General features: G+C 67.8%; 12 protein-coding genes and 1 pseudogene. 10 read left to right on the top strand and 3 right to left on the bottom strand.

Annotation, left to right across the window (positions count from 1 at the left end; all coding sequences use genetic code 11):
- Nucleotides 1–146: 146 nt before the first annotated feature.
- Both ASD79_RS12165 and ASD79_RS12160 read right to left on the bottom strand, forming a co-directional pair.
- Complete coding sequence (locus ASD79_RS12165; RefSeq protein WP_056721947.1) at nucleotides 147–3,170, bottom strand: glycosyl hydrolase family 28-related protein; 3,024 nt, start codon at nucleotides 3,168–3,170, stop codon at nucleotides 147–149.
- 141 nt (nucleotides 3,171–3,311) lie between these two features.
- Nucleotides 3,312–6,326 carry a glycosyl hydrolase family 28-related protein gene (locus ASD79_RS12160; RefSeq protein ID WP_200952299.1) on the bottom strand — a complete coding sequence of 1,005 codons (3,015 nt, stop codon included), beginning with the start codon at nucleotides 6,324–6,326 and terminating at the stop codon, nucleotides 3,312–3,314.
- Nucleotides 6,327–6,499: 173 nt separating this feature from the next.
- Here ASD79_RS12160 and ASD79_RS12155 point away from each other — a divergent pair, with 173 nt between their 5' ends.
- Nucleotides 6,500–7,075 (top strand): gluconokinase, encoded by a 576-nt coding sequence (locus ASD79_RS12155; protein WP_156400481.1) that lies wholly within the window; start codon nucleotides 6,500–6,502, stop codon nucleotides 7,073–7,075.
- On the opposite strand, the gene ASD79_RS12150 is transcribed toward ASD79_RS12155, so the two are convergent.
- Nucleotides 7,064–7,741: a FadR/GntR family transcriptional regulator gene (locus ASD79_RS12150; RefSeq protein ID WP_056721943.1), complete on the bottom strand. Its 678-nt coding sequence runs from the start codon at nucleotides 7,739–7,741 to the stop codon at nucleotides 7,064–7,066. The two genes, ASD79_RS12155 and ASD79_RS12150, sit on opposite strands and share 12 nt — an antisense overlap.
- Before the next feature lie 400 nt (nucleotides 7,742–8,141).
- Between ASD79_RS12150 and ASD79_RS12145 the strand changes: the two are divergent.
- The 9 genes and pseudogenes from ASD79_RS12145 to virB11 form a co-directional block, all read left to right on the top strand.
- Nucleotides 8,142–8,345, top strand: a pseudogene (locus ASD79_RS12145) (helix-turn-helix transcriptional regulator); the annotation flags it as partial.
- Between the two features lie 446 nt (nucleotides 8,346–8,791).
- Nucleotides 8,792–9,409: a lytic transglycosylase domain-containing protein gene (locus ASD79_RS12140; protein WP_056721940.1), complete on the top strand. Its 618-nt coding sequence runs from the start codon at nucleotides 8,792–8,794 to the stop codon at nucleotides 9,407–9,409.
- Entirely contained in the window at nucleotides 9,409–9,726 is a 318-nt protein-coding gene (locus tag ASD79_RS12135; RefSeq protein WP_056721938.1) for a TrbC/VirB2 family protein, read from the top strand. Before ASD79_RS12140 ends, ASD79_RS12135 begins: the two co-directional genes overlap by 1 nt.
- A gap of 6 nt (nucleotides 9,727–9,732) precedes the next feature.
- A complete protein-coding gene (locus tag ASD79_RS12130) occupies nucleotides 9,733–10,020 on the top strand; it encodes a type IV secretion system protein VirB3 (protein WP_051695686.1) in 288 nt (95 codons plus the stop codon).
- Entirely contained in the window at nucleotides 9,999–12,374 is a 2,376-nt protein-coding gene (locus ASD79_RS12125) for a VirB4 family type IV secretion/conjugal transfer ATPase (protein WP_056721936.1), read from the top strand. The genes ASD79_RS12130 and ASD79_RS12125 overlap by 22 nt, the downstream gene beginning before the upstream one ends.
- Nucleotides 12,374–13,558: a type IV secretion system protein gene (locus tag ASD79_RS12120; RefSeq protein ID WP_056721933.1), complete on the top strand. Its 1,185-nt coding sequence runs from the start codon at nucleotides 12,374–12,376 to the stop codon at nucleotides 13,556–13,558. The genes ASD79_RS12125 and ASD79_RS12120 overlap by 1 nt, the downstream gene beginning before the upstream one ends.
- Nucleotides 13,555–14,301 (top strand): TrbG/VirB9 family P-type conjugative transfer protein, encoded by a 747-nt coding sequence (locus ASD79_RS12115; RefSeq protein WP_082584902.1) that lies wholly within the window; start codon nucleotides 13,555–13,557, stop codon nucleotides 14,299–14,301. Before ASD79_RS12120 ends, ASD79_RS12115 begins: the two co-directional genes overlap by 4 nt.
- On the top strand, nucleotides 14,298–15,431 hold the full coding sequence (locus tag ASD79_RS12110; RefSeq protein WP_056721929.1) for a TrbI/VirB10 family protein: 1,134 nt from the start codon (nucleotides 14,298–14,300) through the stop codon (nucleotides 15,429–15,431). The genes ASD79_RS12115 and ASD79_RS12110 overlap by 4 nt, the downstream gene beginning before the upstream one ends.
- The gene (gene virB11 / locus ASD79_RS12105; RefSeq protein ID WP_082584901.1) at nucleotides 15,428–16,420 is read left to right on the top strand and encodes a P-type DNA transfer ATPase VirB11; all 993 of its coding nucleotides are present in this window, start codon (nucleotides 15,428–15,430) and stop codon (nucleotides 16,418–16,420) included. The genes ASD79_RS12110 and virB11 overlap by 4 nt, the downstream gene beginning before the upstream one ends.
- Nucleotides 16,421–16,451 lie beyond the last annotated feature (31 nt).

The following is a 16,451-nucleotide window of genomic DNA, read 5'->3' as shown; positions in this document are numbered from 1 at the left end:
CCTGGCGCGAAGTTGTCAGACAAGTGAGGCGCTCACCATTACGACCATGGTCGTAGGTCGGCCGGTCCCGCGCGCCGAACAGGCTGGGTCGAGGACGCGCCAGCGCCCCTCCTCAGGACGGCTCGGCGGCCGCAGGATTCTGGAATCTAGGGGCGCCGCACCGCGTAGAGCGCGTGGTGAGTCAGGACAAACAGCGTCTGCTTGCCGGGACCGCCGAAGAGCAACTGCAGCGGTCGTTCGGGGATGTCCACGCGCCCCAGCTCCCGGCCGTCCGGGGCGTAGACGAACACCTGGCCGTTGGCGACGTAGACACGCCCCTCCCCGTCCGTCGCGACACTCTCGCCGCCGCGGTCGGCGAAGGGCTTCAGATCGGTGATCGCGCCGTGCTGTCCGACCAAGCCGCTGTAGGTCTTGTTTTCCGAGCCGTTGGTGACGAACACCCGCTGGCCCGGCTTGGCCGTCGTGAAGCCGTAGGTGTCGAGCGCATCGGAGAACCGCATGGCCCGGTAGTCGGGCGGGCCCTGCTGGAAGACGCGATAGGCCGGCAAGGTCAGGCTGCCGTCGGGCGAGACGTATTCCTTGGGCTTCGGAAGCGCCATGTCGCGGGCGAACATCTGCGCCAGGGTCGTGAACTGATAGGTCTGGAGGTCGAGCTGGTCCTTGAACTCGCCGTTGTTCCACCAGTTGACCGGCAGCACGGTCGCCGCGCGCGGGTGGTCGGCCGCCGGGGTCGCGGCGATCACCGTGACCTCGGTGTCGGGGCTGCCCGGCCTGAAGCTGTAGACCGAACCGTCGCGGCCGTCCGACGACAGCACCAGCAGGTTGCCCGACCCATCGACGGCCAGGTTGATCGGATCCAGCGCGTTGTCGCGCACGATCGACAGTTTGCGCTCGTCCGACCAGCTGTAGATCCGCTGGTGACGGCGGTCGGTGAAATAGAGCGTCCCGGCCGCGTCGACGGCGCCGCCGCCCAGGGAATAGAAGCCGTCGCCCAGCTTTTCCACGCGGGCGCCGGCGGGGAAGACCGAGGGCGCGACCGGCGGCGGATTGGCCGGCAGGTCCAGCACCGCGAACTGCCGTTCGCGCACCAGGAGGCCGCTGGTGACGTCCTGGATGGCGTTCTCGTACGGATACTTGCTCAGGCGCAGGAAGGTGGCGCAGCCGTTCTCGTCACATAGCCCCACCCCGCTTTCGGCGTTCACGGCCACGTTGCGGAACCGGATATCGTGGGAGTTGTAGATCTTGGCCGCCGCCGCCGCCGGCTTGCGCGTCCGGGTGACGCGATAGGCGTGATAGTTGGCGACGAGAATGTCGTGCGAGTCGCGAATCTCCAGCGAGACGGTGTCCTCCCCCTCGCCAGCCTCCTCTTCGGTCTGCGGCGCCAGCAGCTCCCAGTGGGCGACCCGGTTGAGGCTGATCTCGGTGCGCACGTGGTGCTCGACCGACGCCTGGTAGATATGTCCCGGCGTCTGGGTGTCGGAGATGTAGATGCCGGAATAGGCGTAGGTGCTGGGGCTCCAGATGTTGGCGAACGTGCCACCGCCGCCATCTGTCACCCACAGGCTGGGATACTGGCCCGCCCAGCGCTTGGTTGGGTCGGCGTCGGCCGTGGCGTTGGCGTTGTAGGGATTGAACCGCGTCCCGTCGTAGAGGTTGGTGCCGTGGCCGCCCTGGAACTTGACGTCGTTGACCATCGAGCCCTCGCCCGCGGTCCATAACAGGGCCGTGGCGCGCGGATTGACGCCGCCGGTGTTGAGGCCCAGCCCCGAGACGATGTTGTCGCCCTTGGCCCCCGACAGCACCAGCGCCTTGGGCGCGCCGACGCCCTGATAGCCTGGGGTGAGATCGGGCAGCACGATCTGGGTCAGGCTCGGGTGCAGGCCAATCAGCACCGTGTCCGGTCGCAGCCGCAGGGTGTCGGTGACCACATAGAAGCCGGCTGGAAAATAGACGACGCGATGGCTGTCGATGGCGCGCTGGATGGCGGCGGTGTCGTCGGTGACGTTGTCGCCCTTGGCGCCGAGCGCGCGGACATTGGCCCACTGCGCCACGGCCGGCAGGGCGCGGATCGCCGCGGCGCGCGGGCCGGGCGACGTCGCGACGGCTTCCGCCTTCATCTGCGTCTTGGTCGCGCCCATCTGGCCCAGGCCAGGCAAGGTCAGGCCATGGTTGAAGGACGCTACTCGATAGGCCGCTCCCTGGCCCGGCACGGTCTTGCCGCTGTCGCGGAAGCGGGCGAACACGGGGGTCTTGACCGCCGTCGCGTTCTCGAAGCCGACCTGGGTATAGACGCTGGTCTCGTTGGAGATGACGACCCCGGCCTTCGAGAGGTTTTCGAACCGAACGTCCTTGCCCCACAGCCAATCGCCATAGCCGCGGTCGATCTCGATGCCCACGGGGGTGTCGCGCATCGCCACATTGACCAGGGTCAGTCGAGCTTCGTGCTCGCGGATCGCCGCGTCGCGCTGGCCCTCGAAGGTCGAGTCGAGCAGCACGAAACCCCAGGCCGGCGACGTCTTCTCGGCCAGGATGCCATAGCGGCCGCCCTTGAAGTGGAGATCCTCGGCCTCGTTGGCGACGTGATACAGGCCCGCCAGGCCCGACCCGATGTCGAAGGTCATGTGGCTGAGATAGGCGTGCTGGGCGGCGTGGAAGCGGATCGCCGTCGCGGCCGGATTACCCTCACCGATCTTGAAGTCGATATTGCTCATGGCCGAGTAGAAGGTGTTGGGATTGGCGTCGGCGATGTCCTTGTTGAAGGGAACGCTCCCGGGCGGCGGGAAAGGCACGCGCCGCGCCGGGTCCAGCTTGGCGCCGGCGAAGATCACCATGTTGGCCAGGCCCTTCTGGAACCCGGGCGTGGCGTCACCGAGCAGGATCAGCGGGCGGGTCGCGCCAACCCCGAACACGCGGACGCCCGGCCACAGAAAGATCGTCTTGCTGATCCGGTAGCGGCCCGAAGGGAGGAAGACCAGGCCGCCTGCGCCCTTGGCCGCGGCCGCGTCGATCGCGCCCTGGAGCGCGGCGCTGTCATCGGCGCGGCCATCTCCCACGGCGCGGACCACCACGGCGCTGGGATCGTCCGGCGCGGCCGCGAAGGCCGACACCGAAGCCGCCAACACCGGGGCCGCCTGGGCGCTGGCCGCCAACAGCAGAACCAACGCCGCCATTCCTGTCGCCACCCAACCTCGCATCACGAACCTCGTAAAAAAGCGTCCCGGCGCGAGGCCGGGACCAGTCTGGGGTGGAGGGGCGCGCCTCACCGGAACGTACGCCGGTCAGCGGTAATGGGGCTCATTGAGCGGCGCGCATCAAGGCGTCACCGCGTAGAGCGTATGATGGGTCAGGACGAACAGCGTGCGTCGGTCCGGCCCGCCGAAGATCAGCTGCAGCGGCCGCTCGGGCAGGTCGATGCGTCCGGCGGGCTGGCCGTCGGCCGCGTATTTGAAGATCTGGCCATTGGCGACGAACACCTGTCCCTGGGCGTCGACCGCGACGCTCTCCCCGCCCCGGTTGGCGAACACCTTCAGGTCCGTCAGAGCGCCGCCCGGGCCGACCTTGCCGCTATAGGTCTTGCCTTCGGACTCGTTGGTGACGAACACGCGCTCGCCGAGTCCCGCCCCGATCAGGCCATGGGTCTGCAGGGTGTCGGACCAGCGCCAGCCGACATGGTCTGGAGGGCCCTGCTCCCACACGCGGAAGGCCGGCAGGATCAAGCTGCCATCGGGCGAGACGTACGCCTGGGCCTTGGGCGCGCCGGCGTCCCGGGCGAACATTTCGGCCAGGGTGGTGAAATGGTCCGTCGACGGATCGTACTGATCCTTGAACTCACCATTGTTCCACCAGTTGACCGGCAACAGCGTCTTGGCGTCCGGAACGGGCGCCGACGGGGTCGCCGCGATGGTCGTCATCTGGTCCTTGGGCCCGTTCGGATCGATCGAATAGACGCTTCCCCGCGGACCGTACGAGGACAGCACCAGCAGCTTGCCGGAGCGGTCGACCGCCAGGTTCACGGGATCCAGCGCGTGGTCGCGCACCACTTCCAGCCCGCGGGCCTCGGTCCAGCGATAGATTCGCTGGAAGCGCTTCTCGACGAAGTAGAGCGCACCGTCCGCGTCCACCGTCGCGCCCGAGATCGACCAGAAGCCGGTCTCCAGCTTTTGCACCTTCCCGTCGCTCGCCGGAGCAGCCGACGTGGGCTGGTTGGAGACGTCGAGCACCGCGAATTCACGCTCCCGCACTTCCAGCTTGCGGGTCTTGTCCTGGATGGCGTTCTCGAAGGGGAACTTGCTGGCCCGCAGATAGGTCCCGCACCCACTCGCGCCGCACAGCGCGACGCCGCTCTCGGCGTTGATGTGCACGTTGCGGAAGCGGATATCGGACGAGTTGAACAGCTTCACCGCCGTTTCGGCGGGGTGATACGACCGCGTCACCCGGTAGCCGTGATAGTTGGCGAACAGAATGTTGCGCGAGTTGCGGATCTCCAGAGAGACGGCGTCCGGTCCGTCGCCGACCTCCTGCTCCGTCTGCGGGGCCAGGAATTCCCAGTTCTGGACGTTGTCGAGCACGAACTCATTGCGGACGTGGTGCTCGACCGACACCTCGTAGATGTGACCGGGCGTGCTGGTGTCGGAGATGTAGAAGCCGGCCGAGGCGAAGGTGTTGGGGCTCCAGACATTGGCGAAGGTCCCGCCGCCGCCATCCGTGACCCAGATGCTGGGGTACTGGCCGTCCCAGCGGCCGTCAGCCACTGGATCGCCGCTGCGGGCCTGGGCCGCGCCCAGCGGCTTGCCGTCCATGGTGGGCGTGCCGCCGCCGCCCATGATCTTGACGTCAGTCACCTGCGAATCCGCGCCCGACCGCCACAGCAGCGCCGAGGCGCGGGGATTGACCCGCCCAGTGAAGATCCCCAGCCCGAAGAGGATGTTGTCGCCGCCTTTCGGCGTTTCCAGCACGGGCGTCACCGACCCGACCCCGGCATGGCGGGGATTGTCGTCGGGAATCACCAGCTGGGTCATGGCCGGATGCAGGCCGACCAGCACCGTGTCCGGTCGAAGCTTCAGGGTGTCGGTGACCTTGTAGAAGCCGATCGGTAGGTAGAGCACGCGGTGGGTGTCGATCGCCTTCTGCAGGGCGGCGGTGTCGTCGGTCTCGCTGTCGCCCGTCACGCCCAGGGTCTTGACGTTGGTCCATTCGGCCACCGGCGGCAGGGCGCGAAGGGCTGGGGACGGGGCCGCGGGCATGGCCGGCAGCGCGGCCAGGTCCACGTTCGTCTTGTACTCGCCCATCTGGCCAAGGCCCGGCAGGGTCAGGCCGTAGGTGAAGGACTTCACCCGATAGGCGCGCCCCTTGCCGGCCACGGTCTTGCCGCTGTCGCGGAAGCGGGCGAACACCGGCGTGTTGGTCGCCACGGCGTTGTCGAATCCTACCTGGGTGAAGACATTGTCTTCGGCGGAGATGACGACGGCGGCCTTCGAGACGTTCTCGAAGCGCACGTTCTTGCCCCACAGGGAGTCGCTGTAGCCGCGATCGATCTCGATGCCGACGGGCGTGTTGCGCATGGCCACATTGACCAGCGTCAGGTCGACCTCGTGCTCGCGAATCGCCGCGTCGCGCTGGCCGTCGAAGGTCGAGTCGATCAGCGTGAACTGCCAGGCCGGCGAGGTCTTTTCGGTGACGATACCGTAGCGGCCGCCATGGAAGTGGACGTCCTCCATGATATTGCCGGCCTGGTAGACGCCGGCGAAGGCCGAGCCCAGGTTAAAGTTCATGTGGCTGAGGAAGGCGTGCTGGGCCATGCGGAACCGCACCCCCGCCGCGGCCGGGTTGCCGGCGCCAATCTCGATGTCGACATTGCTCAGCGCCGAATAGAAGGTCCCGGAATTGGCGTCGCGCACCTCGGCCTTGGCGCCGACCACCGTCGGAACCGGCACGGGAATGCGCCCGACGCTGTATTGGTCGCCGCCGGTGAACACGATCATCGTGCCCACGCCCTTCTGGAACCCGGGGGTGTTCGGGCCGAGCACGAAGACAGGGCGCTTGGCTCCGACACCGAAAATGCGCACGCCCGGCGGCACCAGAATGCTGCGGCTCAGGCGGTAGCGGCCCGATGGCAGAAACACCACGCCGTGCCCGGTCTTGTCACGGGCGGCGTCAATGGCGCTCTGGATGGCCACGGTGTCGTCGGCCCGACCGTCGCCGACGCCCTTGACGCTGATCGCGCGCGGATCAGCGGGCGCGGTGAGAAGAACGGAATGGGTCTCGGCCATCGACGCAGACGCAGATGCAGACGCCAGGATCACCGCCGCCAGTATGACTACTCTCATGCCGCTTCCCTGGGTTTCTTCAACTACGGATAAGGCGTTGGAAGCGGGTCGCCATCCGCGACCATGGTCGTAGTTCTCGCTCGCTCGGCTTACCCTTACAACCGCGTCTCCATCGCTCGGTGGCCTGCCGAGCTATCGACAGCCTTTGTCGCCGATCAGCCCAAGGACGCCGCTTGCAGCCGCACCCTCGCCACGCCGACCTAGCGCCTGTCGCCGTCATCATCATGGGGGTGAGCGGAAGCGGAAAATCGACGCTCGGCGCCATTCTCGCCCAGGCGCTCGACTGCCCGTTTCTGGACGGCGACGATTTTCACCACGCGGCCGCGATCGCCAAGATGAGCGCTGGCGAGCCGCTCACCGACGATGACCGCTGGCCCTGGCTCGATCGGCTGGGCCGCGCCATGGGCCAAACCCTGGCGTCGGGCGGAACGGCCGTGGCGGCCTGCTCGGCCCTCAGACGCAGCTATCGCGACCGTCTTCGCGCCGCGATATCGGCGCCCACGCGGTTCGTCCTGCTGGACGCCAGCCTCGACGAACTCCAGCGCCGCCTCGATCATCGGATCGGTCACTATATGCCCGCGAGCTTGCTGGACAGCCAATTGGCCACGCTGGAGCGCCCAGGGGCGGACGAAGCAGCCACCTCGTTCGCCGCCATCGCTTCGCCCCAGCATCTGCGCGACGCTACGCTGACCTGGTTGGAAGCGGGCGACAGTCAGACCGGCCGCATGGGGCGCCCGTCAGGGCATTAGCCGTTTTCGCCCTTGTGACAAATGCCAGCGCATGGCCAGAGCCGCGCCGTCGCCGTCTTGCGCGCGGATCGCTTCCACGATCATCTCATGCTCGCGCATCATCTCGTCGATAGCCCCCGGCGGCCGCGAGCGCGAAATGCCGACGCCAGCGCGCATGATCCGATCGACGTCCGGCTGGAGCGCCTCGAACGCGCTCAGAAAGGCAGGATTGGCGGTGGCCAGCACGATGCGGCGGTGGAGCTCCATGTCCTCGACATGCGCCGGCGCGTTCGACAAGAGCGCGGCGCGCAATTGCAGGAGGCCCTCTTCGATGCTGGCCATCTCCTCGGCTGACCGCCGCGCCGCCGCCAACCGCGCCGCTTCGGCCTCGAGCACGAAGCGCACCTCGTAGCTCCCGAGCGTCGAAGGCAGTTCGGAGAGCGGCATATAGGCGCCCAGCTTGTCGGATGGCCGGTTCTTTACGAAGGATCCCGCGCCGCGCCGCGCCTCGGTGATGCTGTCGGCCGCCAGTCGGACCAGCGCTTCGCGCACGATGGTGCGCGACATGCCAAAAATCTCCGCCAGGCGAGCCTCGGACGGCAAGCGATCGCCAACCGCCAATCCGTCGGCGTTGATCATCTCCACGATGCCCGTATACGCCCGGTCGGCCAATCGGCCTTCGCTCATCCATCGGTCTCCAATTCGACTGGCGCCACCATCGCGCCGTTCACAGCTCATGGAAAGCGGATGTCGACCGGCATCCGTGGCAGGCCAATGACGAAGACCAAGCCCCTATGACGCCGATCCCTGCTACCTAATCCGACAAAATCTGTACGACAGGTTTTCGCACGACACTCGCAATGATGCAATGTTCACGCTCCCATCGCCAATATCGCTTGAACTTGTCCAACAGATAACGCTACCATCGACGCACGCAGCCCGGATTGGCCGACCATGATCGGCAGACAAAACAAACGGGCGTCGCGCCGTTCAAAACGGCGGCGCAGGGATGAAGCAGAGGGGTTCAGGAATGACCACGACGGAAGTCCGCGTTATCGACCGGGATCTGGAAGCGGCGTTTGACGGGCTCACGCCGACCCAGATGAAGGTTCTGGAAGGCGTCAACTCAGGACTGCTCAACAAGCAGATCGCCTTCGACCTCGGCATCGCCGAAGCCACGGTCAAGGCCCACATGACCGCGCTGATGCGCAAGCTCAACGTTCATAACCGAACCCAGGCCGCGATCGCGGCCCAAACCCTGGTGCATGGGTTGAGGTCCGTCGCCCGATAAGCCGCCGCGCCATGGGCGGTTCTCCGCCCACCATGATCCGCCAAGCCGGCGCCGCCGAGACCAACGCTCCAGCGTTCTAGGAAAATTTTCCCATTTCCACATCGGGTCGTGACCGTTACGGCTGTGGATCGGATTTCGTTCAGGCAATATGAAAGCCGCATCCCTTTGCGCCGTGGCGGAATGTCGCGCGCGAAACCGCCGAATTTCGACGCGAGCGACATCTTAGTCGCAGAATCGTCAAGGTTTGCCTAAAATATCATCAATAACTTCCACTTCATAGACGGCCTTACACTGTAATGGCCAAGTTTGTTTGCTTTGCATGAAGGCGCTCAAGGATTCAGGTTGCTGAAAAATCTCTTGTGTCAACTTGCCGCATCGGTAGTTCGCCAATCACTCCGTAGAAAAAGATTAACCATGACGAGCATGGTCGATCGTCGGAGTTTTCCGTGCCGCACATCGTCGTCAGCCTTCTGAAACCGCTGTTGGTGGCCGTCGTCTTCGCGGCCGGCCTGGGCGCCGTCGCGGAGGCTCAGGTTCTCGAGATTGGCGACGACGGACAGGTCACCCACTTCAACGGCCCTGCCCGCTTTACCGAGGACGGCGCGGAAGCCTTGGCCGCCCCCGCGCCGCTGGCGACCAACGCCGCGGACGACGCCGTGCGCCAGCAGCTTTCGGCGGCGGCTTCGGAATTCTCGGTCGATCCCAAGTTGGTCGAGGCCGTCGCCTGGCGCGAGAGCCGCTTCAAGCAGTCGGCCCGCTCCAGGCGCGGCGCCGCCGGCGTGATGCAACTGATGCCCGGCACGGCCCGCGATCTCGGCGTCGACGCCACCGACATGACTCAAAACATCCGCGGCGGCGCACTCTATCTGCGCCAGATGCTCGGCCAGTTCGGCGGCGACGTGAAGCTGGCCCTGGCCGCCTACAACGCCGGCCCGGCCGCTGTCCGCAAGCATGGCGGTGTACCGCCCTACGCCGAAACCCAAGCCTACGTCACCGCCATCCTCGGCCGCATGGCCGTCACCGGAGCCGTCCTCGCGGCCCCGGCCCTCGGAGTCTCAAACTGATGCGCAAGTTCCTCCACGCCAAGACCGCCGCTCTCGCCGCGGCGCTCGCCGCCGCCGCGAGCCAGGCCCATGCCCAGGTGACCCAGGCTGATCCACAAGGCTCCAGCGCCATTCTCTCGGGCGTGATGTGGCTGCAAGGCACCCTGCTGGGCAACGTCGCCACCGTCGTGGCCGTGATGGCCGTGGCCGCCGTCGGCTTCATGATGCTGACCGGACGGATGAACTGGCGCTACGGCGCGACCGTGATCCTCGGCTGCTTCATACTGTTTGGCGCCACCACCATCGTCAGCGGCATTCGCTCGGCCGCGGGAGCATAGCCGCCGATGGCCGCTCCCCTCGATCGCGACGTGGTGTTCGGGGCCCTGACCCGGCCCCAGATGTTCGCCGGCGTGACCTACAGCTACTTCGTGATCAACGGTGTGGTCACGACCGAACTGTTCCTGGTCACCAAATCGTTCTGGGCCATCGCCGCGGCGCTGGTGATCCACGCGATCGGCTACGCGGCCTGCCTGCGCGAGCCACGCATCTTCGACCTCTGGCTGACCAAGGTCAGCCGCTGCCCCCGTGTTCCCAACTTCCGGGCCTGGCGATGCAACAGCTACCAACCGTGAACCGCAAGAAGGAAGCGTCGGCCGGCAAGCGCCTGCCCTACGCCCGCCACCTGGACCCCCGGACGCTGGAGACCCGTGACGGCATGCTTCTGCAGGTCATCCATCTGGCGGGCCTGCCGTTCGAGACCGCCGACAGCGAGGAGTTGAACTACCGCAAGGCGGTACGCGATGTGATGCTGCGCGGCCTGTCGAGCTCGCGCTTCGCGGTCTACCACCACATCATTCGCCGCGAGGCCGAGGTCGGGACGGAGGGCCAGTTCGCCAACCGGTTCAGCCGCGATCTCGACGCCGCCTGGAGCGCGCGGCTGGAAGGCCGCAAGCTCTATGTGAACGACCTGTTCCTGACGATCATGCGCCGGCCGCTGCAAGGCCAGGGCGGCCTGGTCGACAAGGCCCTGCGCCTGATCAAGGGCGCCGATCGCGCCACCGCCGCCTTGACCGCCGCTCAGGATCGACGCGAACTGGACGCCGCGCGCGACAGCCTGATCTCGGCGCTGGCGCCCTACGGCGCGCGGGTGCTGGGTCTCTATGACGGCGCCCAAGGCCCCTGCTCCGAGCTGCTGGAATTTCTGTCCTGCCTCTACAACGGTGAGATGCGTCCAGTACTGGCCCCGACAAGCGACGCCGGCGAGTACCTGCCCTATCGCCGGGTCAGCTTTGGCCTGGAGACGCTGGAACTGTCGCGGGCGGGCGCTCTGCCCCGCGGCTTCGGCGCCATGGTTTCGATCAAGGACTATCCGGCCCAGACCAGCGCCGGGGTGTTGGACGACCTGCTACGCCTGCCTTGCGAGATGGTGGTCACCCAGAGCTTCGGCTTCGTCGATCGCCAGCCGACACTGGAGAAGATGAACCTGGCTCTGCGCCGCATGCGCGCGGCCGACGACGACGGGATCAGCCTGAAAGCCGATCTGATCCGCGCCAAGGACGACGTGGTCAGCGGCCGCGCGGCCTTCGGCGAACATCACCTGAGCGTGCTGGTGCGCGGCGAAACCCTGGACGGCCTGGACCAATCCACCGCCGAGGTGCTGTCGGCCTTCACCGAAATGGGCGCCATCGCCGTGCGCGAGGACATCAATCTGGAGCCCGCCTTCTGGGCGCAGTTCCCGGGCAACCTCAAGGACATCGCCCGCCGGGCGATGATCTCGACCGCCAATTTCGCAGGCTTCGCCAGCGGCCACAACTTCCCGGTCGGCCAGGCCCAGGGTAACCATTGGGGTCCAGCCGTGACCTTGCTGGAGACCACGTCCGCCGGTCCCTACCACTTCAACTTCCACAAGGGCGACCTGGGTAATTTCACGATCATCGGCCCGTCCGGCTCGGGCAAGACCGTGGTGCTGAACTTCCTGCTCGCCCAGGCCCAGAAGTACTCCCCACGCACCGTCTTCTTCGACAAGGACCGTGGGGCCGAGATATTCCTGCGCGCTATCGGCGGTCGCTACGAGGTGCTGCGCCCCGGCCAGGCGACGGGCTTCAACCCGTTGGCCCTGCCCGACACCGCCGCCAACCGAAAGTTCCTGGCCGAATGGACCGCGCGCCTGGTCGCCGCGCCCGGCGAGACCCTGTCGCCCGACGACCTGGCGCGGATCAAGGACGCCGTCGACGCCAATTACGACCAAGCGCCAAAGCTGCGCCGCCTGCGGTTCTTCGCCGAACTGTTCAAGGGCGCGCGCCGGCCCGACGCCGCCGACCTGGCCGCCCGCCTGGCGCCCTGGCACGGCGCGGGCGAGAACGCCTGGCTGTTCGACAGCGCCGAGGACGGGCTGGACCTCGACCAGGCCACGCTGGGCTTCGACATGACCCAGTTGCTGGACGACCCGGCCTTGCGCACCCCGGCCATGATGTACCTGTTCCACCGCGTGGAGCAGCGCCTGGACGGCCACCCCACCATGATCGTCATCGACGAAGGCTGGAAGGCCCTGGACGACGACGTGTTCGTGGCGCGGATCAAGGATTGGGAAAAGACCCTGCGCAAGCGTAATGGCCTGGTGGGCTTCGCCACCCAGAGCGCCCAGGACGCCCTGGAAAGCCGCATCGCCAGCGCCATCATCGAGCAGGCCGCCACCCAGATCTTCATGGCCAATCCCAAGGCCCAGGCGCGCGACTATTGCCAGGGCTTCGGCCTGACCCAGCACGAGTTCGAGCTGGTGAAAAGCCTGCCCGACACCGCCCGCTGCTTCCTGATCAAGCATGGAACCGACAGCGTCGTGGCCCGCCTGAACCTGTCGGGCGCGCCAGAACTGCTGACTGTCCTGTCGGGTCGCGAGAGCACGGTACGCCGGCTCGACGCCCTGCGCGAAAGCGTGGGCGACGCCCCCGAGGCCTGGATGGCCAAGCTCGTGCGGGAGGCCGCGTGATGGTCGCCGCCTGCGCCGCCGCCGGCGCCCCGCTGGTCCAAGGCCTGATCGGCGCGGTCGACTGCCATGTGCACGGCCTGGCCGAGACCGGCTACACGGCCCTGGCCGCCCCCGGCTCGCCGGTCGCCACCCTGCTGACCGCGCTGATGACGCTGTACATCGCCTTCGTCGGCTACAAGCTGGTGCTGGGCAAGGGCGGCCTGCGCATGGGCGACATCACCGTCTCGGTGATCAAGCTGAGCTTGGTCATGGCCCTGGCCACCAACTGGGCGCTGGTCGAGACGGTGATCTACGACGCCCTGTTCAACGCCCCGACCGAGGTCGGCGGCCTGCTGCTGGGCCAGCTGAGCGGCGCGTCCGCCACCGATCCCTATGCCGGCCTGCAGTCGGCCTTCGACGCCCTGCAGAAGGCCGCCGACCACTTCGCTTCCCGCGCCGGCGCCAGCGATTCGGTGATGCAGGGCGGTCCCGGCTTCGCCGCCTTCGCGGTCAATGGCGGCGGCATGGTCATGCTGCTGTCGAGCCTGGGCGTCGTCCTGGCCTGCAAGGTGGTGCTGTCGGTGTTGCTGGCCATGACCCCGCTGATCGCCGGTCTGCTGCTGTTCGAAACCACCAAGGGTCTGGTCGAGGGCTGGTTGAAGGCGATGATCGCCTTGGCCGTCCTGCCGATGATCGCCACCCTGGCCCTGGCGCTGGAACTGGCCATGCTGGCCCCATCGCTGAAGGCCCTCGCCACCATGCGCGAGGCCCAGCAGTTCGCGCCGCTCGACATCGGTCCAGCCGTGACCGTGTTGGTCCTGGCTCTGGTGTTCGCCGTGGTCTTGGTGCTGGCCGCCATCGCCGTGGCCGTGACCGCCGCCGGCCTGCGCCTGCCCCGCGCCGCTTCAGCGACCCGAGACGGCAACGACGCCACCTCGGTCTCGACCGCCCGCTACGCCGCGTCGGAGGTCGAGCCTCGCTCCCGCGCCGCCCACATCGCCGCCGCGGCGGTGGCGATGGAGCGCCACGAGGGCCAGTCCACCGCCTCGGCTTCGCCGGCCGGCCCGCGCCGTCTGACCCTGGTCTCTGACCGCGGGCCGTCGGCCGACCCCGCCCTGACCGGCGCCGCCGTCCCGCTCGGCGCCAGCTACCGCCGCCCCGCCTCGCCCCGCCTCGGCGCTTCCAGCGCCCGGAGGGACACGTGACCAGCCGTACCCGTACCGGAGTAACCGCCGTGAAGCGCACGCTTCTCGCCCTGTCGATCGGCTCCGCCCTGGCCGCGCCCGCGCTGGCCCAGCAGGCCGACCCGCACATCCGCACCTTCGCCTACAGCCCCGATCGCGTGCAACGCCTGACCGGCTTCATGGGCTTCCAGACCATGCTGGAATTTGGCCCGGACGAGCGCATCGAGAACGTCTCGATCGGCGACGCCATGGGCTGGCAGGTGACCCCGAACAAGCGGGCGAATCTGCTGTTCCTGAAACCTGTCGACCGGGCCCCGGCCACCAACATGACCGTGGTCACCGACCGCCGCCGCTACGTGTTCGAGCTGGTCGTGGCCGCGCCCCGGGCCTCGACCGCGGACGCCGCCTATGTGGTGCGCTTCCGCTATCCGCAGGCCGCTCCCATCGCCGTGGCGGCCGCCCCGGCCAAGCCGGCGCCGACCGCCCGCAACACCGCCTACAGCCTGCAGGGCGCGGCGACCCTGCGGCCTTCGATCGTCTTCGACGACGGCGTCTCGACCTATTTCGCCTGGCCGGAACAGGCTGATCTGCCGGCCATCTTCGTGGTCGGCGCCGACGGCGTCGAGGGCCTGGCCAATGCCGTGGTCAGGGACGGCTACCTGGTCGTCGACCAACTGGCCCCGCGCTTCGTCCTGCGCAGCGACAAGGCGTCCGCCACCATCGCCAACGGCGCCTACGGCGCCCGCGCGGAGAAGGCCCGATGACCCACGACATCGATCCCCGCCAAGATCCGCGCCAGGCTCCCGACGTGATCGAGGACCTCGCCGTCGCCGACGCCCAGGCGCGTCCGGTTGTCACCCGTGGCCCGGGCGTGTCGAACCTGGCCATCCTCGCCGGCTTCGGCGTGATGGGCCTGGGCCTGTTCGGCTGGATGTCGAGCCACCGCGCCGACGCCCATCCGCGTCCGCAACGCGTCGAGACCGCGATCGTCGCCTCGCCGGCCGTCGCTCCCGTCGCGCCGCCGATCGCCAAGGGCCCACTCTATGCCGTGCCGGCCCCGCAATTCACGGTCGACAACAGCATGCCGGTCGCCGCGCCGCCGCCGCCGATGAGCGCCACGATCGCCGCCGCACCGGTCGATCTTGGCGCCCGCCGCCACGCGCCCGCCCTGGTGGTGGACTTCGGCGGCGGCGAGCGTCCGACGAAGCTGATCAAGGCCAGCGCCACCGCTCCAGGCGCCCCAGCCGCCATGAAGGTCGACGGCCTCAACGCCGACGAACAGTTCGCCGATCGCGTCAGCCTGGACGAGGCCGCTCCAGCCAAGGCCACGGCCATGCAGCACCTCGACGCTGTCGTGCCCCAGGGCGCGGTGATCCCGGCGATCATGGAGACGGCGATCAATTCGGACCTGCCGGGCCTGGCGCGGGCCATGGTCACCCGCGACGTCAAGAGCTTCGACGGCTCGACCGTGCTGATTCCGCGTGGCAGCCGGGTGATCGGCCAATACAAGTCGGGCGTGGCGCTGGGCGCCTCGCGGGTCTTCGTGATCTGGACCCGGGTGATCCGTCCCGACGGCGTGACCATCCAGATCGGCTCGCCCGCCGCCGACCCACTGGGCCGTGGCGGCCTGGAGGGCAAGGTCGACCGCCACTTCTTCACCCGCTTCGGCGGCTCGATCCTGATGTCGGTGCTCAATGCCGGCGTGGCGGCGGTCAGCAATGTTCGCACCAATTCGCAGATCTATATCGGCTCGGCGACCGAGGCGGCCAACCTCGCCAATTCCGCCAAGCCCAGCACCACCTCGCCGACCATCCAGACGCCGCAAGGCGCGCCGGTGACGATCTTCGTGGCGAGAGACCTCGACTTCTCGGGTGTGAGGAACGTCGGCCTATGACGATCCATACACCGCATACCACCGGCATGGGCGTCTATCTCGAGGCCTATCTGGCGCCCCTGGCTCCGTGGCTGGCCGAACCGGCCGTGACCGACCTCTACGTCAACCGCCCCGGCGAGCTCTGGGTCGAGCGCCTGGGCGGCGCGGTCGAGCGCGTCGAGGTCCCAACCCTGGACGAGACCAATCTCTGGCGGCTGGCCCGCCAGGTCGCCAGCCTGTCGCACCAGGGCGTCAGCCGCGAGCATCCGCTGCTCTCGGCCGTGCTGCCCGACGGCGCCCGCGTGCAGATCGTGGCCTCGCCCGCCACCCGCGGCGGCATGGTCATGGCCATCCGCAAACACGTGGTCTCCGATCTAACTCTGGACGACTACGCCAAGGCGGGCGCCTTCGCCCACGCTACGACGCCGCCGGCCAAAGCTGACGCGACCCTCCGGGCGAGGCTCGACGCCGGTGACGTCCATGGCTTTCTGTCGGCCGCCGTGCGGGCCGGCAAGAACATCGTGGTCAGCGGAGGCACCTCCACCGGCAAGACCACCTTCCTCAACGCCCTCCTGAAGGAGGTTCCCCTCGACCAGCGGCTGATCCTGATCGAGGACGCCCCGGAGATTCGCCTCGTGCATCCCAACGCCGTCGGTCTGGTGGCCGTACGCGGCGAGCAGGGCGAGGCGCGGATCGGCGTCGAGGATCTGCTCCAGGCCACCCTGCGCCTGCGGCCCGACCGCATCATCCTGGGCGAGTTGCGCGGCGCGGAAGCCTTCAGCTTCCTGCGGGCCGTCTCCAGCGGCCATCCGGGATCGATGACCACCCTCCATGCCGACGATCCGCGCGGGGCCGTCGAACAGCTGGCGCTGATGGCCTTGCAAGCCGGCGCCAACCTGCGGCGTCAAGACGTGATCGACCATGTCGAGCGCGTCATCGACGTCTTCGTCCAACTTCACCGCCAAGACGGCGTCCGCGCCGTAAAGGAGATCGTCTTCATCGATCGCTAGCGGCGGCTTCCCACCACCTTCGTTTCGACTT

Origin of the sequence: Caulobacter sp. Root655 (genome assembly GCF_001427665.1) — a bacterium.
Classification (GTDB): domain Bacteria; phylum Pseudomonadota; class Alphaproteobacteria; order Caulobacterales; family Caulobacteraceae; genus Caulobacter.
This window is presented reverse-complemented; position numbering and strand designations above follow the sequence as displayed.